Source organism: Nocardioides coralli (assembly GCF_019880385.1).
GTDB classification, from domain to species: domain Bacteria; phylum Actinomycetota; class Actinomycetes; order Propionibacteriales; family Nocardioidaceae; genus Nocardioides; species Nocardioides coralli.
This window is the reverse complement of sequence record NZ_CP082273.1, coordinates 1,908,302-1,935,056: the sequence shown is the minus strand read 5'-3', so window position 1 is coordinate 1,935,056 and position 26,755 is coordinate 1,908,302. Positions and strand designations below refer to the sequence as shown.

Here is a 26,755-nt window from a genome sequence, read left to right as displayed (position 1 = left end):
GCGGAGCCGCTCCATAGCGTTGATGCCGTGCTGACCCCCGAGCTTGTCCTCGACGCCGTCGTCCAAGCCGCGCCTTCTGCAGCCGAACCCGCAGGGCTGCTCCCGGCCCGGCAGCAGATGGCGCTGTCGCTGGGGTGGCACATCGTGCTGGCCTGCTTTGGCGTCGCATTCCCGGCGATGATCTTTGTGATGCACCTGCGGGGAATTCGACGACAGGATCAGGTGTCGCTCACCCTCGCTCAGAGATGGGCGAAGGTGTCGGCGGTCCTGTTCGCGATCGGCGCGGTATCGGGCACGGTCCTCAGCTTCGAGATGGGGTTGTTGTGGCCCGGGCTGATGGGCACCTACGGCGACGTGCTCGGCCTGCCCTTCGCCTTCGAAGGCCTGGCCTTCTTCCTCGAGGCGATCTTCCTGGGCATCTACCTCTACGGCTGGGGTCGGATGCCGCCTGGTCGACACGTCCTGATGGTCCTGCCGATGGCGGTGACCGGCATCGTCGGCGCCTACTGCGTGGTCGCCGTCAACGCCTGGATGAACGTGCCGACCGGCTTCCGGATCGCCGGCGGCGAGGTCACCGACGTCCAGCCGTGGGCGGTGCTGTTCAACCAGCACGCCTTCCTCCAGTTCGCCCACATGTGGGTCGGCGCCTACATGGTGGCGGGGTTCAGCGTCGCCGGCGTCTACGCGGTCGGGATGCTGCGCGGGCGTCGCGACAGCCACCACCGGCTGGGATTCATGGTGCCGTTCGTGTTCGCCTCCGTTGCCGCGGTCACTCAGCCGTTCGTCGGACACGTCCTCGGCGCTGGTCTCGATGAGCGGCAACCCGCGAAGCTGGCGGCGTTCGAGCTCGCGGAGACGACGGAGAGTCCGTCACCGCTACGGCTCGGCGGCGTGCTGGTCGACGGCGAGGTCGTGGGTGCGCTCGACATCCCGGTCCTTGGCTCGCTGATCGCCATGAACTCGCTGGACGAGCCGGTGCCCGGCCTCGACACGATCCCCGAGGAGGACCGGCCACCAGTCAACATCACCCATCTCGCCTTTCAGACCATGGTCGGGATCGGCACGCTGCTCGCTGCCGGAGTCGCCTGGTTCTGGATGCAGCGGCGGCGCGGGCACGACCTCCTGAGGAAGAAGTGGTTCCTGCGTGCCGCGGCGGCCGCGGGACCGCTCGCCGTGATCGCCCTCGAGGCCGGATGGGTGGCCACGGAGGTCGGCCGACAACCCTGGGTCGTGTACGGCGTGATGCGCACGCCCGAGGCCGTCGGCGACTACACCTCGGCCCTGTGGTGGCTGCTCGGCATCTCGACGGTCATCTACACAGCGATGACCGTCGGTGCCGTCGTGGTGTTGAGGTCGATGGCCCGCCGATGGCGAGGCGGCGAGACCGACCTACCCAGCCCGTACGCCCCCGAGGCGCAGGAGGCGAGCCAGTGAGCCTGGAGGTCGGGGTCGCCGCCGCGATGTTCGCTGGCGTCATCGCCTACGCCGTGCTGGGTGGCGCCGACTTCGGGTCGGGCTTCTTCGACCTGACGGCCGGCAACAGTCGCCGCGGTGCCGAGCTCCGAACCCTGGTGGACCACAGCATCGGGCCGGTGTGGGAGGCCAACCACGTGTGGTTGATCTACGTGCTGGTCATCTGGTGGACCGGCTTCCCGGAGTCGTTCGCCGCCGCAATGTCGACCCTCGCACTACCGCTACTGATCGCGCTGCTCGGCATCGTGCTTCGCGGCGCCAGCTTCGCCTTCCGCAAGTACTCCGCCACGCTCGGTCAGGCCCGGCTGTTCGGCGTCATCTTCGCCGTGTCCTCGATCATCACCCCGTTCTTCCTTGGGACGGTCGCTGGTGCCATCGCCTCGGGCCGGGTGCCCGCGGACGGGACGGGTGACCGGTGGTCGTCGTGGCTCAACCCGACCTCGGTGTTCGGCGGTGTGATCGCCGTCGGCACCTGCGCGTTCCTGGCGGGCGTCTTCCTCGCCGCCGACGCACACCGCAGCCGTCGTATCCGGCTCACCGAGGAACTGCGGACACGGGCCCTCGCCGTGGGCCTGGCCACGGGCGCGGTGGTGTTCGCAGCACTGGTGCCCATCCTCCAGGACGCTCCGGTCCTGAGTGAAGGACTGACCGGCCGCGCCGCTCCGCTGGTGGTGCTCTCGGCGGTTGCGGGGGTCGCCACGGTGGTGCTGCTGTGGCGTCGGCGCTATTCGGTGGCTCGCGGGCCGGCGGTCGTCGCGGTCGCCGCGGTGGTCTCGGGGTGGGGAGTCGGTCAGTACCCGTGGCTGCTCGTCGGCGAGGTGACCATTAGCGAGGCCGCCGGTGCTCCGGCGACACTGCAGGGGCTGCTCGTCGCCGTGAGCGTCGCGGTGGTCCTGGTCCTCCCGCCGTTGATCTACCTGCTGCGACTCACCCAGAGCGAGGCGTGGGCGAACCACTGAGGCAGCCGAACGGGGCGGCGAGTCGATAGCTGGTCCCGGACCAGGCGGCGTTCCCGACCCGGGACCAGCCATCTGGTGGATTCTTTCATGCTCCGCGATGAGGAGCGCGAGATCCCTATCGCGACTCGAGCAGGTCCTCCATCGTCTGGATTTCCTCGGTCTGGGTCTCTTCGATGGTCTCGGCGAGGTCGACGGCTTCGGGGTACTCGCCCTCGTCCTGCTGGGTCTGAGCCATCTCGATCGCTCCCTCGTGGTGCTCGATCATCATGGTCAGGAACATCGTGTCGAACTCTGAGCCGGAGGCGGACTCCAAGTCGCCCATCTCGTCCGAGGACATCATTCCCGGCATGTCCTCCATGCCTCCCATGTCGTCCGACCCGCCATGGTTCATGCCGCCCATACCGCCGTCGGTGTCGGGCACGTCCTCACCCCAGGCGTCGAGCCAGGAGCTCATCACCTCGATCTCCGGGCCCTGAGCGGCACTGATGTCCTCGGCCAGGTCCCTGACCTCTGGGGACTCGGCGTTGGCGGCGGCGATCTCGGACATCTCCACGGCTTGGGCGTGGTGCGGGATCATCTCGGTTGCGAAAGCGACGTCCTGGTCATTGTGGTCGGCCGGAGCCGCCTCGGTGTCGCTGTCTGTTCCGCCGCATGCGGTCAAGGCGAGCCCGAGTGCGAGCAGGGGAGCGGCGAGCTTCAGGGTCTTGGCGTTGTTCATGGTGTTCTCCTTCAGGGTTTGGTGTGGGCAGGCAGAACCATCCGGACACCTATGGGTGTCCGCACGGGTGCCGCTCAGCACCTCCAGATGGAGAGTTGCGCCCGCAGAGGAGGACCAGGCCCGCGAGCCGTCACCATCAGCGCGACGACACGATCGAGAAGCGCGCCACGCGGGATCGTCCATGCGAGTCGGCGACCTGCCAGGGTCAGACGCCACAGCAGTCCGAGGGCCAGCAGAGCGAGGCACATTCCAAGGAGACCCGCCCCCGGCGAGGGCGACTGCTCCGGTGTGGGCGCCAGCTTGATGCCGTGCTCATTCGACACGGCGCCGGTCCGGTCGCCTGCATCCGTCACCACAACGGAGGTTGCATCGTCTCCGTCAGGACCACGATCCATCGCGACCATTTGCTGAGCGGACGTGGATGACCCTGAGTGCTCCGCGGAGGACGCCTCCATGGAGTGCACACCGTGCATTCCCAGGCCGTGCATCGCGAACAGCCCGGCAACGACGGCGAAGACCATCCACCAGCCTCGCCCGCGGCGTGACGCCGTGCGGTCCGGGGACGACCGGACGCGCTTCGCCAGCGGCGCGGACCCGGTTTCGAGAGTCCGCCCGTCCGGCTGGTGTCGTGCCGAGGCGCCTCGCATCATTACCCATGCTAGGGGCCGGGTGGGCGGCTCCCGCACGCAACCCCCATACCCTTCGGGGGTACGCTCCCGAACATGGAGTCGGAGAGCCAGCACGGCTACCTGCACGAGAAGGACGCCTACCTGAAGCGGCTGCGCCGGATCGAGGGCCAGGCGCGCGGTCTGCAACGCATGGTCGAGGAGGAGCAGTACTGCATCGACATCCTCACCCAGGTCTCGGCGATGACGAAAGCCCTGCAATCCGTCGCTCTGGGTCTGCTGGACGAGCACATCGCCCATTGCGTCGCCGACGCCGTCCGAGAGGGTGGGCCGGAGGCCGAGGTCAAGCTCAAGGAGGCCTCCGACGCCATCGCACGCCTGGTCCGATCCTGATCCCCAACCGTCACCCACGACCAAGCCGACAACAAGAGGAGAGCCACCGATGCCACAGAGCCAGACCTACACCGTGACCGGGATGACCTGCGGCCACTGCGTCGCCTCGGTGACCGAGGAGGTGGGGGAGATCGCCTGCGTCAGCGAGGTTTCGGTGGTTCTGGAGACCGGAGAGGTGACCGTCTCCAGCGACCAGGGCGTGGCCGACGACTCTGTTCGTGCGGCCGTGGAGGAAGCCGACTACCAACTCGCGTGACCCACCCGACTGGGTCACTGGGCTGGTGGATCGGCTGATGACAGCCGCTTCGCGGCACAGGTCGGGGCAACCCCTGTGGAGCGGCCCCGACGCTGGTTCGTCGTCCGCTCTGAGGGCCGGGTCAGCGCGGGCGAGCGGGGATGACCGCTCCCGCGATGAGCTCGGAGACGGCGGCGGCGATCGCGGCGGTGGTGAACGCGTCGGCGTACCCGTCGACGGTCTGCGCGGCCAGGCTGGCCGCGGCGACGCTGGAGACGACCGCGGCACCCAGTGAGGCGCCGAACTCGTGGAAGGTGGACAACACTCCGGAGGCGATGCCGGCTTCGTGTGGGGCGACGTTGCCCAGCGCCGTGGCGGCGGCGACCACGAAGAGACCCCCGATGCCGGCGGCGCCGAGGCTGATGCCGATCACCACACCCACGGTGGTGGGCGCGAAGACCGGGACGGGAGGCCGATCGCGGCGACGAGCAGTCCGGCCACGCCGAGGGTGCGCCGCCGGTGCGCCCGATGATTCGACCGCCGAGGTTCGCGCCGGCCATCGTGAACAGCGCGACGGGAAGGAACAGCAGCCCGGTCGCGAGAGGTCCGAGGTCGGCGACATCCTGGAGGTAGAACGAGCCGAGGAAGAACACCGCGACCATGAGCGCGGTGGCGATGCCGATCACGAACACCCCGGCGGACACGGGGCGACGGGTCAGCAGACCGAGGTCTATCAGCGGCGAGGTGGCGGTGCGCTGGCGCCACGACCGCCGTCATGCACGCCCTCATGCACGCCGCCGCCGAAGAGGCATCCGCTGGACGCCTCGCTACTGAGGAAGTCCCCGAACTGATGGCCACCTCGGTACGCAGCGCCTTCGTCGCCCCGCACCCGCGATAGCCCCACCCGGGCGGAGGGTTCGCGACCCGCTCCCTCCACCACCCCCGGGCTTGCGGCATACCTAGTGGGGGTATAAGGTCGGCTTCGTTGATACCCCCTACGGGTATCTGATCGACGCAGGAAGGACGAGCCGATGCAGACCGACCACGGGCCCGAAGCCACCACCCACGACCACCAGGCCGCGCACCAGGGACATGGGAGTCAGGACAGTCACGGCGGTCACGACGGTCACGCGGGTCATGGGGACCACGTCGCGATGTTCCGCCGACTGTTCTGGGGATCGCTGGTGCTGGCCGTCCCCGCGGTCCTGCTCTCGCCGATGTTCGCCGACCTGCTGGGCTACTCCCTGCCCGACCTGCCCGGGATCGACTGGGTCTCCCCGGCGCTGGGTACCGTGCTCTACGGCTGGTACGGCCGACCCTTCCTGACCGGCGCCGTCTCGGAGATCCGAGCCCGACAGCCCGGCATGATGCTGCTGGTCGCCCTGGCAATCACCGTCGCGTTTACCGCCTCCTGGGGCGCCACCCTCGGGTTGTTGGCCCACCACCTCGACTTCTGGTGGGAGCTGGCGCTGCTGGTGGTCATCATGCTGCTGGGCCACTGGATCGAGATGCGGTCCCTGGCCCGGACCACCTCCGCATTGGACTCCCTCGCCGCGCTGCTGCCCGACGAGGCCGAACGGGTCGAGGGCGAGGAGGTCGTCACCGTCAACCCCGCCGACCTCGTCCTCGGCGACGTGGTGATCGTCCGACCCGGCGGCAGCGTCCCGGCCGACGGACGCGTCGTCGAGGGATCGGCGTCGATGGACGAGGCGATGATCACCGGCGAGTCCAAGTCGGTACGCCGCACCGTCGGTGATGCCGTGGTCGCCGGCACGGTCGCCACCGACTCCGGCCTGCGGATCGAGGTCACCGCGATCGGGGAGGAGACCGCTCTGGCCGGCATCCAGAAGCTGGTCGCCGACGCGCAGGCCTCCGGTTCACGGGCGCAGCGGCTGGCCGACATCGCGGCTGGTTGGCTGTTCTGGTTCGCCCTCGGCGCCGCCCTGATCACCGCCGTCGTGTGGACCCTGATCGGAATGCCCGACGAAGGCGTCATCCGCACCATCACCGTCCTGGTCATCGCCTGCCCCCACGCCCTCGGCCTGGCCATCCCGCTCGTCATCTCGATCTCCACCGAGCGCGCGGCACGTGGGGGAGTGCTGGTCAAGGATCGGCTGCAGATGGAGTCGATGCGCAGCGTCGACAGCATCCTGTTCGACAAGACCGGCACCCTGACCAAGGGTCAGCCCACCGTGACTGCCGTCGAGCCCGCCAACGATGCCCACCTCGACGCGGATGCCTTGCTGGCACTAGCCGCGGCTGCCGAGTCGGACTCCGAGCACCCGCTTGCCCGCGCGATCGTCCGCGCCGCGAAGGAGCAACACCTGACCGTGCACGCCGGGAGCGACTTCAGCTCATCCCCGGCGGTCGGAGTCTCCGCGACCGTCGAGGGAGCAAAGGTGCATGTCGGCGGTCCGGCGCTGCTGGACCAGGTCGACGGCACCGAGCTCGACGTCGCCGAGCAGTGGCGGACCGAGGGCGCGATCATCCTGCACGTCGTCGTCGACGGCACCGTCGCCGGCGCACTCCGGCTCGCCGACGAGATCCGACCCGAGTCCCGCGCCGCCGTCGAGGCCCTGCACACCCGCGGCGTCGAGGTCGTGATGATCACCGGCGACGCCGAGGCCGTCGCCGCCTCGGTCGCCGACGAGCTCGGCATCGACCGCTACTACGCCGGCGTACGACCCGAGGACAAGTCCGCCACGGTCGCCGCACTCCAGGCCGAAGGCCGCAAGGTCGCGATGGTCGGGGACGGCGTCAACGACGCCCCCGCCCTGGCCCAGGCCGACGTCGGCATCGCGATCGGCGCCGGCACCGACGTCGCCATCGGCTCCGCCGGCATCATCCTCGCCTCCGACGACCCCCGCTCGGTGATCTCGCTCATCGACCTGTCCAAGGCGACCTACCGCAAGAGCCTGCAGAATCTGGCCTGGGGCGCCGGCTACAACCTCGCCGCCGTGCCCCTCGCCGCCGGTGTGCTGGCACCCATCGGGTTCCTGCTGCCCATGTCGGTCGGCGCGGTCCTGATGTCCGCCTCCACGGTCGTGGTCGCCCTCAACGCACAACTGCTGCGCCGACTCGACCTCAGCCCCGACGCCGCAGCGCCGTTGAGCGAGACGCCAGCCGGCTCACACACCGAGGACCCGGACCGGATCGAGGCGAACGCATGAGCGCGACCCCGCACATCACCGTCGACTCAGCCACCGCGATCGAGACCGACACGACCACGCCGGGCTACCTGACCCGACAAGCCGACTATCAGCGGCGGCTACGCCGGGTCGAGGGCCAGGTTCGCGGCATCACCCGGATGGTGGACCAGGAGGCCTACTGCATCGACATCCTCACCCAGATCTCCGCCGCCACCAAGGCCCTCGAAGCGGTCGCCCTCGGTCTGCTCGACGAGCACCTGCGGCACTGCGTCGCCGGTGCCGCCCACCTCGGCGGCCCCGCCGCCGAGGCCAAGGTCAGCGAAGCGTCCGACGCCATCGCCAGGCTCGTCCGCTCCTGACCCCCACGACCCCCGGACCACCCCGATCCGGGCCCACCGAAGAAGATCACCACCGAAAGGAAGCACCCACATGTGCACCGCATGCTCCTGCTCCACTGACACCACGACCGACACGACCGCCGACGCCGGCACGGGCTCCAGCACCAGCGCCGGTGAGGTCAGCCAGTACACGGTGATCGGGATGACCTGCGGCCACTGCGTCAGCTCGGTCACCGAGGAGATCCAGCAGATCGACGGCGTCCGAGACGTCGCCGTGGACCTGACCACCGGTGCGGTCACCGTGACCGCCGACCAGCCTGTCCCCGCCGACGCCGTCACCACGGCCGTGCGGGAGGCCGGCTACCAGGTCGCATGAACACGCCCTCGACTCGCGAGGTCCCGACCCCGGTCAAGCTGGCCGGGTTCGGGACCGCACTGGCCGCGGTCTTCCTCGCGACACTGCTCCTCGGAGGCCAGGTCGGCCCCCTGGGAGAGCCAGCCGCCGCCGACCACGACTCCAGCGGAGGCTCCGACCACTCCGCTATCGGCGTCAGCGACGCCGATGCGGCCGGTGACGGACACGGTGGGCACTCGAACGCCGACTCCCAGGACGCCGCCGCGGTCGAGGTGCCTGGCGGGCTGCAGGTCTCCGAGGCAGGCTTCACGCTGGTCCCGGCACGGACCGTTCTGCCGGCGGGCAACCAGGAGATCGCCTTCGAGATCCAGGGCCCCGACGGCGACCCGGTGACCGACTACCAGGTTGAGCACGAGAAGGAACTACACCTCATCGCCGTCCGCCGCGACTTCACCGGCTTCCAGCACGTCCACCCCGAGCTGGGTGCCGACGGCACCTGGAGCACGACGGTCGACCTCACCGGCGGCACCTGGCGGCTCTTCGCCGACTTCACCCCTGCACCTCCCGAGGGCGACGCCCCGGTACCGCTGACCCTGGGCGCGGACCTGACGGTGACCGGACCCACCGGCAGACCATCCGCCCAAGCGGCGAGGTCCGAGCGGGTCGACATCGTCGACGGCTACCGGGTGGGACTGACCGGAGACTTCACCGCCGGCAAGGAGAGCGACGTGGCCTTCGAGGTGACCCGCGACGGACGAGCGATCAAGGACCTGCAGCCCTACCTCGGGGCCCGCGGACACCTGGTCGCCCTGCGCGAGGGTGACCTGGCCTACCTCCACGTCCACCCCACCGACGGCGAGGACGCCATCGGCAACACGGTCGGATTCGCCGCCACCGCCCCCAGCGTTGGCAGCTACCGCCTCTACCTCGACTTCCGGCTCGATGGCGTGGTCCGCACCGCGGAGTTCGTCCTCTCTGCGTCCACCCCTGCGACCGCCGACGTACAAGGCGGGTCGGACGACCCCGCAGGCGAGTCCGGCGACCAGGACGACCACACCCACTGAACGCGCGCACCACCCATCACGTGCGAGGCACGCTGGAATCAGGAGGAACGACGATGAGCACCGATTCATCCCGCACCGGCCACGCCCGAGGACCGAACCAGCCCCTTCCGCAGGCCCACCCCCAGGCAGCCGGCTCGACGGTCGGCTCGCTGGACGCCGAACTCGAGCTCACCGGCATGACGTGCGCCTCGTGCGCCAACCGGATCGAGCGCAAGCTGAACAAGCTCGACGGCGTCACCGCCACGGTCAACTACGCCACCGAGAAGGCGAAGGTCAGCCACTCCGACTCGGTGTCGATCGAGGAGCTGATCGCCGCTGTCGAGGCCGCCGGGTACGGCGCCCGGCTCAATGCGGCTCCGCGGCCCGCCTCGGCGGACCCGGGCGGCTCCGACGCCACCGGTGGTGGCGCCGGGGGAGAGACAGGGGTGGGCGAGGACATCCACGTCCGGTCGCTGCGACAGCGGGTCGTGATCTCCGCGATGCTCTCGGTTCCCGTCATCGCGATGGCCATGGCACCTGCCCTGCAGGTCACCTCCTGGCAGTGGCTCTCCCTCACGCTCGCGGCTCCTGTCGTCGTGTGGGGTGCCTGGCCCTTCCACCGGGCCGCCTGGACCAACCTCAAGCACGCCACCGCCACCATGGACACGCTCATCTCCATGGGGACACTCGCCGCGCTCGGGTGGTCGCTCTACGCCCTGTTCTGGGGCACCGCCGGCATGCCGGGCATGACGCACCCGTTCGAGCTCACCATCGGCCGCAGCGACGGCGCCGCCAACATCTACCTCGAGGCCGCCGCCGGGGTCACCACCTTCATCCTCGCCGGGCGCTACTTCGAGGCACGGTCCAAGCGGCAGGCCGGCGCAGCACTGCGTGCCCTGATGGAGCTCGGCGCCCGCGAGGTCGCCGTGCTCGACGAGGCCACCGGCCAAGAACGTCGCATCCCCACCGACCAGCTCACCGTGGGGGACCGCTTCGTCGTCCGACCGGGCGAGAAGATCGCGACCGACGGGATCGTGGAGACCGGCACGTCCGCGGTCGACGCCTCGATGCTGACCGGCGAGTCGGTCCCCGTCGAGGTGCGCCCCGGCGACACCGTGGTCGGTGCGACCGTCAACGCCGGCGGCCGGATCGTGGTCCGCGCGTCCCGGGTCGGATCCGACACCCAGTTGGCCCAGATGGCACGGCTGGTCGAGGAGGCCCAGACCGGCAAGGCCGCCGCCCAGCGGCTCGCCGACCGCATCTCCGGGATCTTCGTCCCCGTCGTCATCGCACTCGCCGTCGGCACCCTCGGATTCTGGCTCGGCACCGGCAACGGGATCGAGGCGGCGTTCACGGCTGCGGTCGCGGTGCTGATCATCGCCTGCCCCTGCGCCCTCGGCCTGGCCACCCCCATGGCCCTCATGGTCGGTACCGGGCGGGGTGCGCAGCTCGGCATCCTGATCAAGGGCCCTGAGGTGCTGGAGTCGACCCGCCGTGTCGACACCATCGTGCTGGACAAGACCGGCACCGTCACCACCGGCCAGATGACCCTGGTCGACGTCCTCGTCGAGGACGGCGAGGACCCCGCCGAGGTGCTGCGCTACGCGGGCGCCCTGGAGGACTCCTCCGAACACCCCATCGCCCGCGCCGTCGCCACCGCAGCCCACGACCGGTTCGGCTCCCACCTGCCGGTCGAGGACTTCACCAACATCGAGGGGCTCGGCGTCCAAGGCATCGTTTCGGCACCCGACGCAAGCGGCGCGATCGGCTCTCGCGCCGTCCTGGTCGGCCGGCCACGGCTGCTCACCGAGTGGTCGCAGCACCTCTCCCCAGCCCTCACGCAACGGCTCGACGAGGCGCAGGCCACCGGAGGTACGGCTGTCGCCGTCGGATGGGACGGCCACGCCCGAGGGGTGCTGGTGGTAGCCGATGCGGTCAAGCCGACCTCGGCCGAAGCGATCGGCCAGCTCCGCGACTTGGGGCTGCGCCCGATCCTGCTCACCGGCGACAACCAGACAGTGGCCCGCGCGGTGGCCGCCGAGGTTGGGATCGCCGCCTCCGACGTGATCGCCGAGGTGCTGCCGGCCGAGAAGGTCGACGTCGTGAAGCGGTTGCGGGGCGAAGGTCGCACGGTCGCGATGGTCGGCGACGGCGTCAACGACGCCGCAGCCCTCGCGCAGGCCGATCTCGGCCTCGCGATGGGCACCGGCACAGACGTCGCCATCGAAGCCTCCGACCTCACCCTGGTCCGTGGAGACCTCCGCGCGGCCGCCGACGCCATCCGCCTGTCCCGGCGGACGCTGACGGTCATCAAGACCAACCTGGCGTGGGCCTTCGGCTACAACGTCGCCGCGCTACCCCTTGCCGCAGCCGGACTGCTCAACCCGATGCTGGCCGGCGCCGCGATGGCCTTCTCCTCGGTGTCGGTGGTGGCCAACAGCCTGCGGCTACGCCGCTTCACCAGCACGGCGCGATGAGAGACCTCACACGCACGACGCCAAGCGTGCCGCTCAAGCGGCTGCTGGCGGCAGCGGGATGGTGCCTCACCCGATGCGCCGTCGCATCGCTCACCACGCGAGGCACGCAGGCGAATGCCGGCCCGAGAATCGAGCCGAGTCCGGTCTCCGCACCGGGATGTGTCGACCGGTGCTGACGACCGTCCCCGGCCAGCGCTCTCGTAGCATCGGGGTCGTGAACGTGCGAATCCGATCGACGACCGTGGTGATGAGCCTGGCCACCGTCGCGACGCTCGCCCTCGCCGGATGTGCCGGTGACGGGGACGGCTCAGTCCCCGTGGCGCAGGAGCGCGGCGCCGCCGCGACGATGCCGCCCTGGCCGGCGCCGGTCGACGACGTCCCCGGCCTGGTTGAGGCGGCGGGACTCGACCTCGGACCGATGGGCACCGCCGAGCACTACCACCCCACCCTCAGCATCGTCGTTGACGGCGAGCAGGTACTCATCCCTCCCAACATCGGCGTGGACCCCAGCACCGGCGCCATGTCGGCCGTCCACACGCATGAGAGCGACGGCACCATCCACATCGAGGCCGACACCGTCGGTGAGACCTTCACCCTCGGCCAACTCTTCACCCAGTGGAACGTGCCGCTCAGTGAGGACCAGATCGGCGGCGTCACCACCGACAACGGAGTGTCGGTCACTGTCAACGGCCGCCGGGTGGCTGGCAACCCTGCCGAGCTGCAGCTGCGACCGGAGCAAAGGATCGTCCTCGACGTGTCATGAACCGCGCCGCTTCGTCCCGGGGCTCTGGTCCGTCCTCTTGGAAAGTCGCAGCGCACCGTAGGGGGCGGGCGCGGTGGTGCCTGACGCGAACCAGCCTTTTGCCAAGCAGCGGGCGTGGCGTCAGGAACGATCATCGATCCCCGGGAACGGGATTCGCTGAACTGTGCGCCCCTTTCGATCCAGTCCCACAAGGGCGCTCACGTCCTCGACCGGCGGGCGAACGACAACGAACACGCGCAGGGCACCTCCGTCGTTGGCCGATGCTCGGGAAAGGGCGGTGGTCATCACGTCAGAATGCCCACGCCCCGTGCGGCCCTCTGCGCGCACGGTGTGGATCCGGGAGGTGACGAGGCCGTACAGGTAGTAGTTGCCCTGCCCTGGCGTCAGCCCACCTCCGAACCCGATCTCGGTCGTGTCAGGAATGTCGAAACCGGACCCGCTTTCGCGCTCTTCCCCGTTCACCAGCAACGCCAAGTAGTGCCTCCCGCCCTCGCCTCCAGGCCGGTACAGCAGCGCCCAGGTGTCTCCGTTTGAAGCTGTGCCCTCCGCTGCCACGTGCTCCCGGTCCTCGCTCATCTCTATAGGCTCCCAGTAGCCGGTGTCCAGCTCCACTGGCCCGCCTCACCTCCTAGCTCCGGGGGATTGCACAGGGTCATCAGAAGGTCATCGGAAACGACAGGGCACCATCCCGAGACAGTCCCATAGTCTGGAGCCGTCCGAAGGGGAACCTCCCCAGCAGCCCGAGGTTTCACGAAGGGATCCGAGTCATCCGGTAGTGCGATCTGGGCGCCGAAGTTGTCCAGAGGCTTTTCGGTTCAAATCCGCTTGCAGCGGCCTCGGCTACAGACCGGCGGGCCGGCGTCTGTCTGCGTGGCGGGCATTGCCTCGGAACGTGTCGAGACGGCGGTCAGCGCACCTAGAGCATGGAGCCGAGGTCGGATCCGATGGTGGGGTAGGCGGCTGTGGCGGACTTGAGCTGTCGGGTGGTGAGACCGACCTTGATGGCCAGGCCGAGAGTGTTGACCAGTTCGCCGTACTCGGGTCCTAGGAGGTGCCCTCCGACGATCTGGTCAGTGGACTGGTCGATGAGGATCTTGGCGGCCGCGGTGGTCTCCCCGATGCGGTAGTTGGAGTACCAGCCGCTGGTGTCGGAGTAGCGCACGGCGAGGTCGATCCCGGCTGTGCGGGCCTCGGACTCGAGCATGCCGACTCGCGCGAGCTCGGGGATGGTGAAGACCGCTGTCGGGATGCCGGCATAGTCGGGGATGGTGGTCTTCTCCTTGAGCATGTTGGAGGCGGCGACCTTGGCTTCGGAGACCGCGACCGGGGTGAGGGGCATCCCCGCGGTGTCAGCGGAGTCCCCGGCGGCCCAGATGGCGGGGTTGGTCGTGCTCTGCAGGTGTTCGGCGACGTGGATGCCGTGCTCGCCCCAGTCGATACCAGCGGCGTCGAGACCCAGGTCGGCCAGCGCCGCGACTCGTCCCGCGCCGTGGACCACGAGGTCGGTCTCGATCGTCTCGTGGGCGCCGGCGTGCTCGAGGGTGACCTGGTAGTGGCCGTCACGGGTCTGCACGTCGACGATGGTGGTGGTCCGGTGCAGGTCGATGCCGACCTCTCGGCCGCGGTCGACGAGGAGCTCGACGAGGTCGGGGTCGAAGCTCTTCAACGGCCGTTCGCCGCGGTCGACGATGACGGGCGAGCTGCCGGCCCGGGCGGCGATGTGGGCGAACTCGAAGGAGATGAAGCCCCCGCCGACGAACAGGATCCGCGAAGGGAGTTCCTCGAGATCCAGGAAGTCGGTGCTGTCGATGAGGTGCTCGTGGCCGGGGAAGTTCAGCGGGCGGGGTCGGGCGCCGGTGGCGACCAGGAAGCGGTCGGCGTCGTGGCGGACGCCGTCGATCTCGAGCTGGCGGTGGCCGGTGAACCTGGCGTGGCCGTGGAGGGTGGTGACGCCGCTGCTGCTCAAGCCGTCTTCCATGTTCTGGGGGACGGGGTCGGTGAAGCCGTGCTTGTGCTTCATGAGGTCGGCCCAGTTGATGGAAAGCTCCGCGTCGTCGATGCCCCGGCCGCGCATCAGCCGCGCGCTGTCGATGACCTCGGCCCCGCGGCGCAGGATCTTCTTCGGGTCACACCCACGCAACGCGCACGTGCCTCCATAGGGAAGCGAGTCGACAATGGCCACTCCCCAGCCCTGGGCTGCGCACTTGTTCGCGGCCGCGACCCCGTCCATGCCGGCGCCGATGACGATCAGGTCGAAGTGCTGGCTCATAGGTTGATCTCCTTGTCTGTGCCGGAGGGATCGGTGGCGTTGCATGTGGGCTCGGCGGTCGCTGCCGTACTGGAGACGGCCGCTGCTGGTCGGTGGCACGTGTGGTCGTGCCTCCGGCGTCGGTGGATCCGGGCCCTCGAGGGCGGCCAGCAGGAGCCCGAGGCTCAGGAGGGTCCAGCTCTGTAATGACCATCCTGCGACAGCGCCGGTGACTCCCAGCGAGAGGAGGACCGGAAGCCCACAGCACAGCCCCAGTGCCCCGGCGACCGCAGCGATCGGCCCGAGGGTCGCGAGACGGTCACGCATCGGCCAGGACCGTCCGCAGCTGCTCGAGCGTGGGCGCTCCCTCGTACCCGTCCGGTGTCGGATACCTGCGACAGGAGAGGCCGACCGCGGAACCGGGCTCCGCGAAGACGTCCACGCCGTCCACCTGAATGCTAGGAGAACCGTTGAAGCCGGTGCGCACGGCCTCCTCCGGAGTGTCGACGAGGTGGCGGGACAGGTGGATGTCCGGTCGTTCCGCGGCAAGCGCGGTGAGGCGTTCGTCAGCGAGCTTCCAGTTCGGGCAGTCCTCGAAGTAGAGCAGCGTGATGTCCATGCCGCCACGCTAAACCTTGATCCGCGGTGCAAGGTCAAGTCGTAGGGTGAAGCCATGCGCATTGGAGAGGTAGCCGCCGCGGCTGACGTGCCGACGCAGACCGTCCGCTTCTACGAGCGGCGCGGTCTGCTGCCGCCACCGCAGCGCGGGACGAACGGATACCGCGAATACGACGCCTCGATCCTCGCGCGACTTGCGTTCATCCGCAGCGGACAGGCGGCCGGGCTCACCTTGGTCGAACTGGCCAGCATCCTCGACCTGCGACGCGACGGAGCCGTGCCGTGCGAGCACGTCCACTCCCTGCTCCTGGCCAAGCTGGACGACATCCGTGAGCGGCAACGTGAGCTCGCCGACCTCGAGACGGAGATCGAAGGCCTGATCAGCCGCAGTGACCGGCTCGATCCCGCCGACTGCTCCGACGGCCAGGTCTGTCACATCATCGCGCCGAACGCATGATTGGTCGGCGAGCTGTGCCCGTCGCGGGGAGTACCTTCGAAACGATGAGACTCGGCGCGGTCATCGTGTTCACGCTCTACCTGGGTGCAGCAGTCGCGACACGCGCCGCCGAGGCGGCCGGGATGCAGCGCTGCCACTGCTCATCCACGTGCTGGTGTCGCCGATCTTTCCTCAGCGCGTTTCGCTGGGTGGTCCCGGTGCGCCACCGGTAGCCGCAACGGTCACACGATGGACGCTTACTAGTCGTAAACGCCGGCAAAATCGGCCAGTGGCGGCCTGAATAGCTCAAGAAACGACAAGAGTGCAAGACACAGTTTCCGCAGGTCAGCGCCTAATGTGGCGCATCACGCCGAGAACGGTCACAGTGCCTAAGCAACGTCAAGGGGTCGCAGGTTCAAATCCTGTCAGCCCGACTGGATGGCACACGCTCGTCAGGGGCGGTCCCGGCGCGATCGGGGCCGTCCCTGACTGCATCTCCGGGGGCCCGCGCAACCGGCAGAGTTAACCGCGATTGGGTATCTGCTGGTCTTGACTCCTGTCCGTGCTCCGGCCGGGTGCCACGCTCCCCGGTTGTGGTGGTCGCGCGACCACCGGACCGGGGAATCCACGATGTTCGTACGCCCGTCAGCGCTCAGGGTGGGGCTCGTGGCCCTGCTGGTCGCCACCGCCAGCCTCCTCGTCCCGGTCAGCGCGAGCGCTGCCGGGACAGTCACGATCTCGGGCACGATCAGCACTCCCGCGGGGCCGCTCTCGACCGACGGCGAGGGGGGCGCGGTCGAGAACTTCGTGAATGTCTTGCGGGCCTCGGACGGGGAGTCAGTCGCATGGGCGTACGTGGGTCTGGACGGCGGCTACTCGGTCGACGTACCCATGAACGACGACTACCTCGTGAAGGCGGACGTCCACACCGGCAGCTGGCCCGACAGGGGCACGAAGGCCTGGCTCGAGGAGGAGGTGAGCGTGGGCACCGCCAATGTGGTGGTGGATCTCGACGCCGCCTACCACCGCCCCGTCACCGTTCGACTCGTCGGACCGGACGGCACACCGCGCGGGGGACGGGCCGTGCTCAGCTGCTTCGACCGGTTCCCCAGCAGATGGTTCGAGGGAGAGGACAGCCGCGAGCGACTCCTCCTCAACAGCCATGCCACGGGGTCGGGGGACCTGGGCCTCTGGGGTTTCCCGGTCACGCTGGACACCGCCGAGGAGGAGGGGTGTCACCTCACCGTGTCCCCCGCCGCCGGCACGCCGCAGTACCGTCCTCTGGTCGTCGACCCGAGCGGCAGCAACGTCGTCGAGGTGGTGATCCCGACCCCGGTCACGCTGTCGGGGACCGTCGCTCTGCCGGACGCCGACACGGACCTTGTCTCGATCGACGTCGTGGACGCGGTCAACCAGGGACAGGGCGGCACGGCCCTCGTGGTACACGCGGAGGTCGGCCCCGACGGCACCTACGCCGTCCCGGTGTCACCCGGCCAGTACCACGTGACGGCGACGGGCTCCTCGACCAACGGGCGCCAATTCGTCCTCGACGCCGGGACCGTGGACATCTCCGCCGACACGGTGCTCGACCTCGGACCGTGGGTGCCGGCCCGCGTCCACCTCGTCGACGACCTCGCGCAGCCGACCACGGCCCAGTTCTCGGTGTACTGCTCCGACTGGCCCGACGGCGGCAGCGACCTCGACGTCCAACGATCCGGGTCGGGGCCCGTCGACTTCCCTGCCGTCGCCGGCGCGGACGGGTGGGAGTGCTACCTGACGCTCGACGGCTCGAACACCCAGCACCGCATCCAGGTCGGTGCGACCGACAACGAGTACACCTGGATCGTGCCCCGCGACGTCGTGCTCGCGGGGGCACCCGGCGCCAGCAACGACGACGACGGGGTCCCGGACCTGCTCGAGGCGCTCGGCCCCAACGGGGGTGACGGCAATGGGGACGGCACCCTGGACGTCGACCAGGCCCACGTGACCTCGCTGCCGGCCAACGGCTCGACGGACCCGGGTGACCCCTACGTGACGATCGCAGCGCCGGCGGGGACGACGCTGGAGGACGTCAGCACGCTGGACCCCGCGACGCTGCCGACGCCCCCGCCAGCCGGGACGACGTTGCCGGCCGGCCTGGCGTCCTTCACGCTGAGCGGCATCGAGCCGCCCGGGACGGACCAGGTCCTCACCATCCACACCAGCGACACCACGGGCGTCAACGGCTACGCCAAGTACGACCCCACGACCGAGACCTGGTCCACGCTGCCGTCGGAGCGCGTCTCCGTGTTCGCCGACCGGGTGGAGATCACCCTCACCGACGGCGGTGTCGGTGACGCCGACGGCGTCGCCGACGGACGCATCGTGGATCCGGGTGGCATCGCGGTCGTGCCCGAGGGCGACCGCACCCCGCCGGAGGTGACCGGGACCTTGCAGCGCCCGCCCGACGCCAACGGCTGGTACAACGCCCCGGTGTCGGTCGACTGGTCCGCCACGGACCCCTCGGGTGTCGGAGCACTCCCGCCCCCGACCGAGGTCACCAATGAGGGCAGCGCGGTGACCGCGACCTCCCCTCCCGTGTGCGACCTGGCGGAGCCGGCGAACTGCGGCACGGGCGAGGTGAACGGGATCAAGCTCGACCTGACCCCGCCGCACGTCGAGGTCAACGGACCGACCGACGGCGCGACGTACACGCTGGGTGAGGTGCCCGAGGCCGACTGCGCGGCCACCGACGCCCTGTCGGGCCTGGCCGGGCCCTGCTCCATCACCCAGGTGGGAGGCAACAGCAACGGCGTCGGGTTCTTCGTCGCCACCGCAGAGGCGGTCGACGAGGCCGGCAACAGCAGCGCGACCCGGGTCCGCTACCGGGTCGTCTACCGCGTCGACGGCTTCCTGCCGCCGGTCAACGACCCGGCGATCTCCCCGGGGGAGGCGATGAGCGTCTTCCGGCGTCCGAGCCTGGTCCCGGTGGCCATGCAGATCACCGACGCGCACGGCGTGACGGTCGAGCCGGTGATCCGGCCGGTGTGGCTGCCCCCCGTACGCGGGGACCGCACCAGGGCCCCCGTGAACGAGGCCTTCTACCGGGGCCGCGGCTCATCAGGTTGGTTGCTCAGCTGGCGCGACGGGGCGTGGCGGTATGCCTGGGACACCGACGACGTCGATCGGGGATACACCTACCGGCTGCGCGTGTTGCTCGACGACGGGACGGTCCGCGAGGTCACCATCGGCCTGCGGTGACGCCCCGCACCGGGGTCGCGGTGACATGATGGGGGGCAGCCACCGGGTGGCCGGAAGGCGGCCGCCCCGGCACAGGGAGGGCGAGATGACCTACACGCTGGCCTGCAACGACGTGATCCCCGGCTGCACCGCGCGGTTCGAGAACGTCGACCGGCAGCAGATGCTGAGAGAGATCGCCGAGCACGCCGCGACCGTCCACGGGATCACCGAGGTCACGCCGGAGCTCCTCGCGGAGCTCGACGCGAAGATGCAACGCCACTGATCCTCAGCGGCGCGGACGCCGGGCGTCGACCGGCAGCCCGAAGACCGTGTGGACACCTGGGCTGAAGGCCACGTGGTCGGGTGGGCGGGCGGCCAGGTCGGGAAAGCCGACCGAGGTCACGAGCTGGTCCTCCAGCTCGAGCAGCTCACCGGCGTGCAGCGGCCAGGGCGGGTGTTGGTTGGGCACATAGCGGGTGCGCCGTGCCACCCGGGTGTGCAGGCCCCACCGTGCGGACAGGAACAGGTCGAGGGGCGTGGGCTCCCGTGGCGCACCGACGCGGAGCCGGACCCGGCTCGTCGCCCCGCGGGGCCGGGCGAGCCGGTCACGCAGCACCGCCGACCAGGTGTGCACCTCGCCCTCGCGGGACCCGGGGGTTCGCCCGGCGTCCGTCACGGCGTGGCTCATCCGCGCCCAGCGATAGGGGGTGCCGAAGGCGAGCCGCGCGCCCGCGACCACGCCCAGCCGGTTGCTGTCGAGGCTGAGGAACACCACGCCACGGCGACCGGTCGTGTCCACGGAGTACAGCCTGACGTTGGTCTCGTAGAAGGTGCCGAGCCAGGGGACGGCCGGACCACGCCCGAGTCCGGCGCCGACCATCGTGAAGGGCACGAGCCCGACGTAGGTCCGCCCGTCGTGCTCGTCGGGGCGTACGCCGGCCGGCATCCGGTCGGCCACCCGGTCGGGGTCCACGGCCCAGTGCAGGTAGGCCAGGTCCCGCCAGTCCTGTGACATGACGACCGGACCCCGCAACGGTGGAGCGTCCTCGCTGACAGGCTCCACCGGGACGGAGGGTCGCGGCTCGGTCACGTTTCCAGTGTGCGGAGGCACGGCAAGGCGCCCGGGGTCGACGAGGTCAGCGCCAGGCGTGCCATCTTCCTTCCCTCACGGGTGCTCCTCCGGTTCGCCGAGGCCGGGTCGATCCGGCCCGCGACCGGCTCCGGCTGCCTAGGATGCGGCTGTGGCGCGCGGCGTGCACCTGATCGGCCGGGAGGCCGAGGTGGCGATGCTGGAGGACCGCGTCCGACGCTGCGCGTCGGGCGAGGGCGGCGTGCTGCTGCTCAGCGGCGAGGCCGGCGTCGGCAAGACGTCGCTGGTCACCGGGGTGGCGGAACGGTTCGACGGCCGGGTCGTGCACGCGCGGGCGATGCGCGGCGCTCCTGCCTACGCCCCGCTGACCGCGTTCGCCCCCACCGAGCCCGTCGAGGGCCCGCAGCTGGCGACGGCGATCCTCGACGGCCTGCTCGCCGAGTCGCGCCGGGAGCCCTGCCTGGCCCACCTCGAGGACTGTCAGGACGCGGACGCGGCCACCCTCGAGCTGTTGGCCAGAGCCGACGAGATCCTGGCCGACCGGCCCCTGCTGGTGATCGTCGAGTACCGGTCCGACCAGCTGCCGAGGCAGCACCCGGTGCGCACCCTTCGTGCCGAGCTCCGCCGGCGACGGGATCCCGTCGGCATCGTCCTCGAGCCCTTCACCGCCGACCAGACCCGGGCTCTCGCCGAGGCGGTCACGGGCGGACCCGTCGAGGACGCGCTGGTGGACGTCGTGCACCGTCGCAGTGACGGCAACCCCTTCTTCGCCGAGGAGCTGTTGCGCGCGCACCTCGACGCGCGGGAGGCCGACACGACACCACGGCAGGACGCCCCGTTGCCCGACACCCTGCTGGACGCCGTCCTGGCACGGACCGAGACCTTGCGTGCCGAGCACCCCGACGCCGTCCGGTACGCCGCCGTGCTGGGCACCCAGGTCGAGCTGGCCGTGCTCGAGGCTCTCACCGACCCCCTCGCCGTCGACGCACTTCTCGACGACGGACTACTCGTCGAGTTCGACGAGGAGGTCGCCGCATTCCGGCACGGGCTGGTGCGCGAGGCCCTGGTCCGGGCGACACCGTGGGCGCAGCGCCGTCGCATCCACCGCGAGGTGGCCGAGCTCCTCGAACGCCGCTCCTCCCCGCCGTCAGTGGTCGCCGAGCACTGGGCAGCGGCCCACGAGCCGGACCGTGCCCGTCACCTGTTCCTGCGTGCCCTCGAGCAGTACTGCGCCGCGGAGGCACTGCGCGACGCGACCGTGGCTGCGCGACGAGCGCTGGAGCTGTGGCCGGCGGGCGTCGACCCGGACGGTCGCGTGCGCACGCAGGAGCAGCTGGCCGACTGCTGTGAGGCGCACGGCGACTTCCAGCTGGCGAGCAGCACCTGGCGTGAGGTCGCGGACCACCACCGCGTCGCCGGTTCGACGGCCCGTGCGGCCCACGCCCACCGGCGTGCGGCCACCGCTGCCGAGATGCTCGGCGACGTCGACGCCACGCTGCAGCACCGTCACCTGGCCGCCGAGGCCTACGAGACGGCGGACGACCCGGGCTCCGCCGCGGAGGAGCGGCTGGCGCTCGCCCAGCGGCTGAAGGCGGCCGGTCTCCTCTCGCGCGCCCTGGACGAGGCGGAAGCGGCCGGTCGGCTGGCCACCACGGCCGGCAAGCGAACCGTGGCACTGACGGCGATGGCGCTGGAGGGAGCGACCCGATCGGCCCTCGGCGAGGGTGCGCGAGGAGTGGCGTTGGCGCGGGCGGCCGTCGCGGAGGCGATGACGGCGCAGCTCGCCGGCGCCTCCGCCGAGGCGGTGTACGAGCTCGGCGAGGCGCTCGAGTACGCCTCTGACTACGTGGCCGCCCTGGAGACCTACCAGCAGGCCGTCGACCTGTGCGCCGGTCACGACCTCGCGGAGCTGCAGACCGTCTGCTACGTCTGCACCTCGCCCGTGGCGCGGCTGATGGGAGAGTGGGACCGGGTGCTCGAGGTGTGCGACCGGGTCCGGGGCGACGAGGACGTGCAGGTGTTCGTCCGGCGGGTCGCCGATGAGGAGGCGGGGCTCGTCGCAGCCCTGCGCGGCGACGTACGCCGTGCGCGCAGCGCACTCCGTCGGGCCGCCGACTTCGGACAGGCCTACGCCGTCTTCGGCATCGAGATCGGCGCGGTGTGGGGGCTGGCGCAGCTGGCCGCCCTCGAGGGTCACCAGCAGACCACCCGGCAGCTGGTCGACCGGCTGCTGGTCCTGTGCGCCGCCAGTGACGAGAGCCACTACTCGCTGCCAGCGCTCCGCTGGGCGGCGACGTGGGTGGCCGGCGTCGGTTCGCCCGAGGAGGTCGCGGAGGTGCACCGTGCAGCGACCCGGCGCTCGCGCGACAACACTGCACCCAAGGTGTTGTCCACGGTGGCTCACTGCGGGGCCGAGCTCGCCGCCGCGGACGGCGACCTCGACCGAGCTGCCGTCCTGATGACACGAGCCGTCGACCTGATCGCCGAGATGCGGTCGCCCTACGAGTCGGCCCTGTCCACCCATTGCCTGGGCCGGATCGAGGCGGCGCTGGGCCGGCGCCGTGAGGCGATCCACCACCTGACGAGCGCCCACCACACGGCTCGTCTGCTGGGTGCCCGTCCCCTCGCGCGGGCGTGCGCCGAGGAGCTGGCGGCGCTCGGTGAACCCGTCGACCGCCGCCTCGGTCGGCGTGCAGCCCGGGAGCTGGCCGATCACGGCCTGACCCGCAGGGAGCTGGAGGTGCTGCGCCACCTGGCCCTCGGCCAGACCAACCGGGAGATCGCCGCGGCCCTCTTCCTCAGCGTCCGCACCGTGGACATGCACGTACGGCACATCCTGGAGAAGCTCGGCTGCTCCTCGCGCGTGGCCGCCGTGCGCGAGGCCGTGCGCCGTGAGCTGGTGCCCTGAGTCGCAACCCCGGGAAAGACGGTAGGGCAGCGCGAAAACCACGGTGACACCACGGATGCTGTCGGCGCGGCCGCGAACGAGGCTGGGGTTCCACTCACCGCACGAAGGAGCCCGAGATGACCACCACCGTCGTCGACCTCGTCACCAGAGCGAAGTCGCACATCGAGAACCTGACACCTGCCGAGGTCGCCGTGGAGCAGGAGCGCGGCTGCCTGCTGGTCGACCTGCGCGAGCCGAGCGAGCGGGAGGGGGGACACATCAGCGGCTCGGTGTCGGCTCCGCGGGGGATGCTGGAGTTCTACGCTGACCCGACCAGCCCCTACCACCGCGCCGAGTTCGACCCCGACCGCCGCACCATCCTCTTCTGCGCCTCGGGCGGCCGTTCGGCGCTCGCCACCATGGCGCTCCGCGAGCTGGGCTACCGCGACATCGCCCACCTCGACGGCGGCATGAAGGCCTGGGTCGCCGAGGGGCGTCCGACCGCGACCGACTGACCCGCTCGAGTCCGCACCGGGACGGGCGCCCGCCGAGCGGCGGCGGCCCCGTCCCGGGGGCGGTGGGACGCCAGCGCAGACCCGCCGACCAGCGGTGTCAGAGCCAGGCGTGCAGCCGGACCGTGGTCCCGTCCGCGCTGGATCGCAGCTGCACCAGGTCGCACAGGTGGTTGGCGAGGTAGACACCGCGACCGCCGTGACCGTTGAGCGACGGGGGCCGACGACCGACCAGCGGGTCGGTGATGCGGCCCGCGTCCTCGAACTGGCACACGAGCACCTCGGGCTCCTGCCAGAGCCGCACCCAACCGGCGCCACCGCCGTGCCGCACGCTGTTGACGGCCACCTCCCACGCGGCCAGCACGAGGGCGTCCCGGGTCGAGGGCGGCAGGTCGTGGGCGGCGGCGTGGTCGGCCACGACCGTTCGGACGCCGACGACCGTGGTCTCGTCGAAGTGGTGCACGACCGCGTGCTCGGGTGGCGCGGGCAGGGGCTCGGCGAACGCCTCGTGGACCGTCGCGGCGTCGTAGCCGGGGTTGGTGTGGCTCAGCCCGGACTCGAGACGGCTGGGATGGGTCCGCAGCGCTTCCACGACCGACTCCTCCGGCAACCGGGTGGCGTCGTAGGGGCAGACCAGCCACCACGGCGCACCGCCGTCGAAGGCGGTGTTGAGGAGGAGCTCGTGCAGCCGGCACTCACCGAGCTCGAGCAACCGCCGGCCGGGCCAGGCGGGCTCCCCGATGCCGCGCATGCCACGCCCGGCGGCCTGGCTGCGGCGGACGAAGTCCTCCCAGACCGCGATGATGCGGGCGGGGTTGCGGCCGATCTCGACCATGTCGAAGAACTCGACGGCACCGGCGTCCTCGCCGAGGTGCTCCCGCAGGACCTCGATCTTGTCCTGGGTCTCCGCAACAGCGACGTTCTCGTCGGACCGCAGGCCGTCGAGGACGAAGCTGGTCATGTCGCGGGCGAACTGCGCGGGGGAGTCGTAGACGTAGGCCTCGTGCCGGAACCCCTCCAGGCTCGCGACGGGCATGCCGGCACCCCCGGTCACGTCCTCACCTCGGTCAGCGCAGGTGGCAGCCACCGCGAGAACCCGAGAATCCCCCAAAGTCGGCGGAAGGCGTCAGTCGCCCCGATCAGCTCGACGGACGTCCGCCGCGCGAGGTCGCGCAGCCACGCCTCGAAGACCACCGAGGCGTGCCCGTCGATGAACCTCAACGAGGAGACGTCCACCGTCACCGGCTCCTCGCCGGCGTGGCTCGCGTCGAGCAGCCGCTGGAACCGGTGCACGCCGAACGCGTCGAGCTCACCGGTGAGGACCAGCCGGTGCTGGTCGAAGAAGAAGCGGAACGCCGGCTCCGTCGCCGTTCCTCCGCTGGCGGGGTGGACCGCCGCCAGGTCCTCCAGCCCCGACGCCGACAGCCCGTCCCGGGGGTAGGCGCACAGCGCCGACATGCCCGCACCGGTGCCCATGAAGTAGTCAGCCAGGTGCTCCCAGCGCAGCTGCAGGTGGACGTCCTCCACGGCGGACAGGTCTGCGAGGACCCACAGGCCGGAGTAGCCGTCGGCGAGGGCCTTCCTGGTCATGTCCTCGTAGTAGGTGAGCTGGTCACGCAGGTCGCCGGTGTAGACGGCGTCGGCGGCCGCCACGGTCAGGCTGCCGGAGGAGAGGAGCCTCTCCGCGTCGGGAAGGCCGTCCGGGTCGTGGGCCGTCGCCTCCGCGAGAGGTCCCACGCACAACAGGCGGTCGCCTCGTTGGGCGCCCTCGATGAGGAAGCGACGTGCCAGCGCACGGAACTGTCGTTCATCGTCGTAGACAAAGCATCGGTGAGTTCCGTCGGCGCCGGTGTGGGCGGCGGCGCCCTGGGGTCGCATGGCCCTGACGTTACGCCTCGCCGGGCCCGGGGGGAATGGTTCAGGCGGGTGGGCTTCGGCCTGACCCACCTCGCGACCGTCCGGTGGCCTCAGGACGACCTCATCAGCCCGAGGCTCTCGGCCTGGGTGTAGCCGGGGAACACCGACGCGGTGCTGACGTCGAACCGGGCCGCCACGACCTCCGACAGGACTGCGCGGTAGTCGGTGGTCACCACCAGGTCGCTGTCGAGCTGGCCGCTGAGACCCGGCCACGTGCCGTAGTACTGCCCACCCCGGACCCCCGCCCCCAGGACGAACATGACGTTGCCGTGACCGTGGTCGAGACCCACGTTGGCGTTCTCCTTCACCCGGCGGCCGAACTCGCTGAGCACGACCACCGTCACGTTGTCACCGTGGCTGCCCAGGTCCGTGAAGAAGCCGGCGAGGGCGCTGCCGAGCTGCTTGGTGAGGTTCTGCATCCGTCCCCACTCGAGCGTCCCCACGTTGGTGTGCATGTCCCAGTCGCCGTGGTCGACGGTCAGGACCTCCACGCCCACGTTCCCCTTGATCACGCGCGCCGCGGTCTGCAGCGCCCTCCCGAGGTCCGAGCTGCCGTAGCTGGCGCCGTTCGCGGGGCCGGCCGGCGTCTGCCGGACGGGCTGGAGGTCGCGGATCGCGCGGAACACCGACCGCATCGCCCCGCCTAGCTCGGCCGGCGCACCGTCCCACATGGTCTGCAGCGACCGGACGCGGCGACCCTGCGGGTCCCACTCGTCGTCCCCGGCGATCCGCAGGTCGTCGACGTCGTCGGCGGCGAGGAACGGCTCGGGTCCCAGCAGGGAGGTCGGGGCGACGCCGCCACCGACGGCGAAACCCTGGAGCGGCGAGCGGTCGCCGTCGGTCCCGAGCAGCCGGTTCAGCCAGCCGACGCGCGCCGAGGACCCCGGGTCGGCGTCCTCCACCTCCTCCATGGCCGCGAAGTGGGAACGGTTCGCCACCGGCAGCCCGGTGGCGTGGACCGCCGCCATCCTCCCGGCCTGCCACAAGGGGAGCAGCGGCCGGAGGTCGGGGTGGAGCCCGAAGAAACCGTCCTTGGCCAGCAGGGCGCTGGACGGTACGGCGATGCGGGGCCGGGCGGAGTAGTAGACCGGGTCGGCGTGGGGGACCACGAGCGAGAGCCCGTCGGCCGCGCCCCGCAGCGACACCACGACCAGCACCGACCGGGCGACCCCGGCGGCGCTGGCCGCCGTGGTCAGCAGGGTGGAGCCGAACAGGGTGCTGGTACCGGCCAGGGCGACGCCGGTGAAGAGGCCACGTCGCGTCATCGCGGCGTACTCGGGGCAGCAGGAGTCGGTCATG

The 26,755-nt window shown here is 70.7% G+C and carries 24 protein-coding genes; 15 read left to right on the top strand and 9 right to left on the bottom strand.

Annotation, left to right across the window (positions count from 1 at the left end; translation table 11 throughout):
* Window positions 1-27 precede the first annotated feature (27 nt).
* Window positions 28-1,434, top strand: a complete 1,407-nt coding sequence (locus tag K6T13_RS09460) for a cytochrome ubiquinol oxidase subunit I (RefSeq protein ID WP_249423696.1) — start codon at window positions 28-30, stop codon at window positions 1,432-1,434.
* A complete protein-coding gene (locus tag K6T13_RS09455; RefSeq protein ID WP_222894346.1) occupies window positions 1,431-2,432 on the top strand; it encodes a cytochrome d ubiquinol oxidase subunit II in 1,002 nt (333 codons plus the stop codon). The genes K6T13_RS09460 and K6T13_RS09455 overlap by 4 nt, the downstream gene beginning before the upstream one ends.
* 115 nt (window positions 2,433-2,547) lie before the next feature.
* Here the strand turns inward: K6T13_RS09455 and K6T13_RS09450 are convergent, their stop codons facing one another.
* Window positions 2,548-3,150: a DUF305 domain-containing protein gene (locus K6T13_RS09450; protein ID WP_222894345.1), complete on the bottom strand. Its 603-nt coding sequence runs from the start codon at window positions 3,148-3,150 to the stop codon at window positions 2,548-2,550.
* A 722-nt stretch (window positions 3,151-3,872) separates the two neighbouring features.
* On the opposite strand from K6T13_RS09450, the gene K6T13_RS09445 reads away from it, so the two are divergent.
* On the top strand, window positions 3,873-4,169 hold the full coding sequence (locus K6T13_RS09445) for a metal-sensitive transcriptional regulator (RefSeq protein WP_222894344.1): 297 nt from the start codon (window positions 3,873-3,875) through the stop codon (window positions 4,167-4,169).
* Window positions 4,170-4,218: 49 nt separating this feature from the next.
* A complete protein-coding gene (locus tag K6T13_RS09440) occupies window positions 4,219-4,425 on the top strand; it encodes a heavy-metal-associated domain-containing protein (RefSeq protein ID WP_222894343.1) in 207 nt (68 codons plus the stop codon).
* Window positions 4,426-4,546: 121 nt separating this feature from the next.
* Here the strand turns inward: K6T13_RS09440 and K6T13_RS09435 are convergent, their stop codons facing one another.
* Window positions 4,547-4,837: a hypothetical protein gene (locus K6T13_RS09435; protein ID WP_222894342.1), complete on the bottom strand. Its 291-nt coding sequence runs from the start codon at window positions 4,835-4,837 to the stop codon at window positions 4,547-4,549.
* Window positions 4,838-5,558: 721 nt separating this feature from the next.
* Here K6T13_RS09435 and K6T13_RS09430 point away from each other — a divergent pair.
* From K6T13_RS09430 to K6T13_RS09405, 6 genes are all read left to right on the top strand, one after another.
* Window positions 5,559-7,574: a heavy metal translocating P-type ATPase gene (locus K6T13_RS09430; protein ID WP_249423695.1), complete on the top strand. Its 2,016-nt coding sequence runs from the start codon at window positions 5,559-5,561 to the stop codon at window positions 7,572-7,574.
* Window positions 7,571-7,912 carry a metal-sensitive transcriptional regulator gene (locus K6T13_RS09425; RefSeq protein WP_222894340.1) on the top strand — a complete coding sequence of 114 codons (342 nt, stop codon included), beginning with the start codon at window positions 7,571-7,573 and terminating at the stop codon, window positions 7,910-7,912. Before K6T13_RS09430 ends, K6T13_RS09425 begins: the two co-directional genes overlap by 4 nt.
* A gap of 70 nt (window positions 7,913-7,982) precedes the next feature.
* Window positions 7,983-8,267, top strand: a complete 285-nt coding sequence (locus K6T13_RS09420) for a heavy-metal-associated domain-containing protein (RefSeq protein WP_222894339.1) — start codon at window positions 7,983-7,985, stop codon at window positions 8,265-8,267.
* Window positions 8,264-9,310 carry a hypothetical protein gene (locus K6T13_RS09415; RefSeq protein ID WP_222894338.1) on the top strand — a complete coding sequence of 349 codons (1,047 nt, stop codon included), beginning with the start codon at window positions 8,264-8,266 and terminating at the stop codon, window positions 9,308-9,310. The genes K6T13_RS09420 and K6T13_RS09415 overlap by 4 nt, the downstream gene beginning before the upstream one ends.
* 176 nt (window positions 9,311-9,486) lie before the next feature.
* Window positions 9,487-11,766 carry a heavy metal translocating P-type ATPase gene (locus tag K6T13_RS09410; protein WP_249424035.1) on the top strand — a complete coding sequence of 760 codons (2,280 nt, stop codon included), beginning with the start codon at window positions 9,487-9,489 and terminating at the stop codon, window positions 11,764-11,766.
* Window positions 11,767-11,980: 214 nt separating this feature from the next.
* Window positions 11,981-12,529, top strand: coding sequence for a hypothetical protein (locus tag K6T13_RS09405; RefSeq protein WP_249423694.1), 549 nt, complete (start codon window positions 11,981-11,983; stop codon window positions 12,527-12,529).
* A gap of 120 nt (window positions 12,530-12,649) precedes the next feature.
* On the opposite strand, the gene K6T13_RS09400 is transcribed toward K6T13_RS09405, so the two are convergent.
* The 3 genes from K6T13_RS09400 to K6T13_RS09390 form a co-directional block, all read right to left on the bottom strand.
* Window positions 12,650-13,141: a hypothetical protein gene (locus K6T13_RS09400; protein ID WP_222894336.1), complete on the bottom strand. Its 492-nt coding sequence runs from the start codon at window positions 13,139-13,141 to the stop codon at window positions 12,650-12,652.
* Window positions 13,142-13,445: 304 nt separating this feature from the next.
* Complete coding sequence (locus K6T13_RS09395; protein WP_222894335.1) at window positions 13,446-14,798, bottom strand: dihydrolipoyl dehydrogenase family protein; 1,353 nt, start codon at window positions 14,796-14,798, stop codon at window positions 13,446-13,448.
* 298 nt (window positions 14,799-15,096) lie between these two features.
* Window positions 15,097-15,396, bottom strand: coding sequence for a thioredoxin family protein (locus K6T13_RS09390; RefSeq protein ID WP_222894334.1), 300 nt, complete (start codon window positions 15,394-15,396; stop codon window positions 15,097-15,099).
* A gap of 54 nt (window positions 15,397-15,450) precedes the next feature.
* Here K6T13_RS09390 and K6T13_RS09385 point away from each other — a divergent pair, with 54 nt between their 5' ends.
* The 3 genes from K6T13_RS09385 (at window position 15,451) to K6T13_RS09375 (ending at window position 19,333) form a co-directional block, all read left to right on the top strand.
* Window positions 15,451-15,852 (top strand): heavy metal-responsive transcriptional regulator, encoded by a 402-nt coding sequence (locus tag K6T13_RS09385; RefSeq protein ID WP_222894333.1) that lies wholly within the window; start codon window positions 15,451-15,453, stop codon window positions 15,850-15,852.
* Between the two features lie 645 nt (window positions 15,853-16,497).
* Complete coding sequence (locus tag K6T13_RS09380; protein WP_222894332.1) at window positions 16,498-19,071, top strand: choice-of-anchor U domain-containing protein; 2,574 nt, start codon at window positions 16,498-16,500, stop codon at window positions 19,069-19,071.
* Between the two features lie 85 nt (window positions 19,072-19,156).
* Entirely contained in the window at window positions 19,157-19,333 is a 177-nt protein-coding gene (locus tag K6T13_RS09375; protein ID WP_222894331.1) for a DUF1059 domain-containing protein, read from the top strand.
* Between the two features lie 3 nt (window positions 19,334-19,336).
* On the opposite strand, the gene K6T13_RS09370 is transcribed toward K6T13_RS09375, so the two are convergent.
* Complete coding sequence (locus K6T13_RS09370; protein ID WP_249423693.1) at window positions 19,337-20,140, bottom strand: YqjF family protein; 804 nt, start codon at window positions 20,138-20,140, stop codon at window positions 19,337-19,339.
* A gap of 151 nt (window positions 20,141-20,291) precedes the next feature.
* Between K6T13_RS09370 and K6T13_RS09365 the strand changes: the two genes are divergently transcribed.
* Window positions 20,292-23,048 (top strand): helix-turn-helix transcriptional regulator, encoded by a 2,757-nt coding sequence (locus K6T13_RS09365; protein ID WP_222894330.1) that lies wholly within the window; start codon window positions 20,292-20,294, stop codon window positions 23,046-23,048.
* 116 nt (window positions 23,049-23,164) lie between these two features.
* On the top strand, window positions 23,165-23,542 hold the full coding sequence (locus K6T13_RS09360; protein WP_222894329.1) for a rhodanese-like domain-containing protein: 378 nt from the start codon (window positions 23,165-23,167) through the stop codon (window positions 23,540-23,542).
* 97 nt (window positions 23,543-23,639) lie between these two features.
* Here K6T13_RS09360 and K6T13_RS09355 read toward each other — a convergent pair whose 3' ends face one another.
* The 3 genes from K6T13_RS09355 to K6T13_RS09345 form a co-directional block, all read right to left on the bottom strand.
* Window positions 23,640-24,575 (bottom strand): sensor histidine kinase, encoded by a 936-nt coding sequence (locus K6T13_RS09355; protein ID WP_222894328.1) that lies wholly within the window; start codon window positions 24,573-24,575, stop codon window positions 23,640-23,642.
* 14 nt (window positions 24,576-24,589) lie between these two features.
* Window positions 24,590-25,417, bottom strand: coding sequence for an MEDS domain-containing protein (locus tag K6T13_RS09350; RefSeq protein ID WP_222894327.1), 828 nt, complete (start codon window positions 25,415-25,417; stop codon window positions 24,590-24,592).
* Window positions 25,418-25,506: 89 nt separating this feature from the next.
* Window positions 25,507-26,754, bottom strand: coding sequence for a DUF1501 domain-containing protein (locus K6T13_RS09345; protein ID WP_222894326.1), 1,248 nt, complete (start codon window positions 26,752-26,754; stop codon window positions 25,507-25,509).
* Window position 26,755: the final 1 nt, after the last annotated feature.

Coding starts and splice junctions, on each gene's coding strand:
- K6T13_RS09450 (WP_222894345.1), bottom strand. CDS start 3,150: ATGAACAACGCCAAGACCCTGAAGCTCGCCGCTCCCCTGCTCGCACTC.
- K6T13_RS09440 (WP_222894343.1), top strand. CDS start 4,219: ATGCCACAGAGCCAGACCTACACCGTGACCGGGATGACCTGCGGCCAC.
- K6T13_RS09355 (WP_222894328.1), bottom strand. CDS start 24,575: ATGCCCGTCGCGAGCCTGGAGGGGTTCCGGCACGAGGCCTACGTCTAC.
- K6T13_RS09395 (WP_222894335.1), bottom strand. CDS start 14,798: ATGAGCCAGCACTTCGACCTGATCGTCATCGGCGCCGGCATGGACGGG.
- K6T13_RS09430 (WP_249423695.1), top strand. CDS start 5,559: ATGTTCCGCCGACTGTTCTGGGGATCGCTGGTGCTGGCCGTCCCCGCG.
- K6T13_RS09385 (WP_222894333.1), top strand. CDS start 15,451: ATGCGCATTGGAGAGGTAGCCGCCGCGGCTGACGTGCCGACGCAGACC.
- K6T13_RS09425 (WP_222894340.1), top strand. CDS start 7,571: ATGAGCGCGACCCCGCACATCACCGTCGACTCAGCCACCGCGATCGAG.
- K6T13_RS09445 (WP_222894344.1), top strand. CDS start 3,873: ATGGAGTCGGAGAGCCAGCACGGCTACCTGCACGAGAAGGACGCCTAC.
- K6T13_RS09415 (WP_222894338.1), top strand. CDS start 8,264: ATGAACACGCCCTCGACTCGCGAGGTCCCGACCCCGGTCAAGCTGGCC.
- K6T13_RS09345 (WP_222894326.1), bottom strand. CDS start 26,754: ATGACCGACTCCTGCTGCCCCGAGTACGCCGCGATGACGCGACGTGGC.
- K6T13_RS09420 (WP_222894339.1), top strand. CDS start 7,983: ATGTGCACCGCATGCTCCTGCTCCACTGACACCACGACCGACACGACC.
- K6T13_RS09375 (WP_222894331.1), top strand. CDS start 19,157: ATGACCTACACGCTGGCCTGCAACGACGTGATCCCCGGCTGCACCGCG.
- K6T13_RS09390 (WP_222894334.1), bottom strand. CDS start 15,396: ATGGACATCACGCTGCTCTACTTCGAGGACTGCCCGAACTGGAAGCTC.
- K6T13_RS09350 (WP_222894327.1), bottom strand. CDS start 25,417: ATGCGACCCCAGGGCGCCGCCGCCCACACCGGCGCCGACGGAACTCAC.
- K6T13_RS09410 (WP_249424035.1), top strand. CDS start 9,487: ATGACGTGCGCCTCGTGCGCCAACCGGATCGAGCGCAAGCTGAACAAG.
- K6T13_RS09360 (WP_222894329.1), top strand. CDS start 23,165: ATGACCACCACCGTCGTCGACCTCGTCACCAGAGCGAAGTCGCACATC.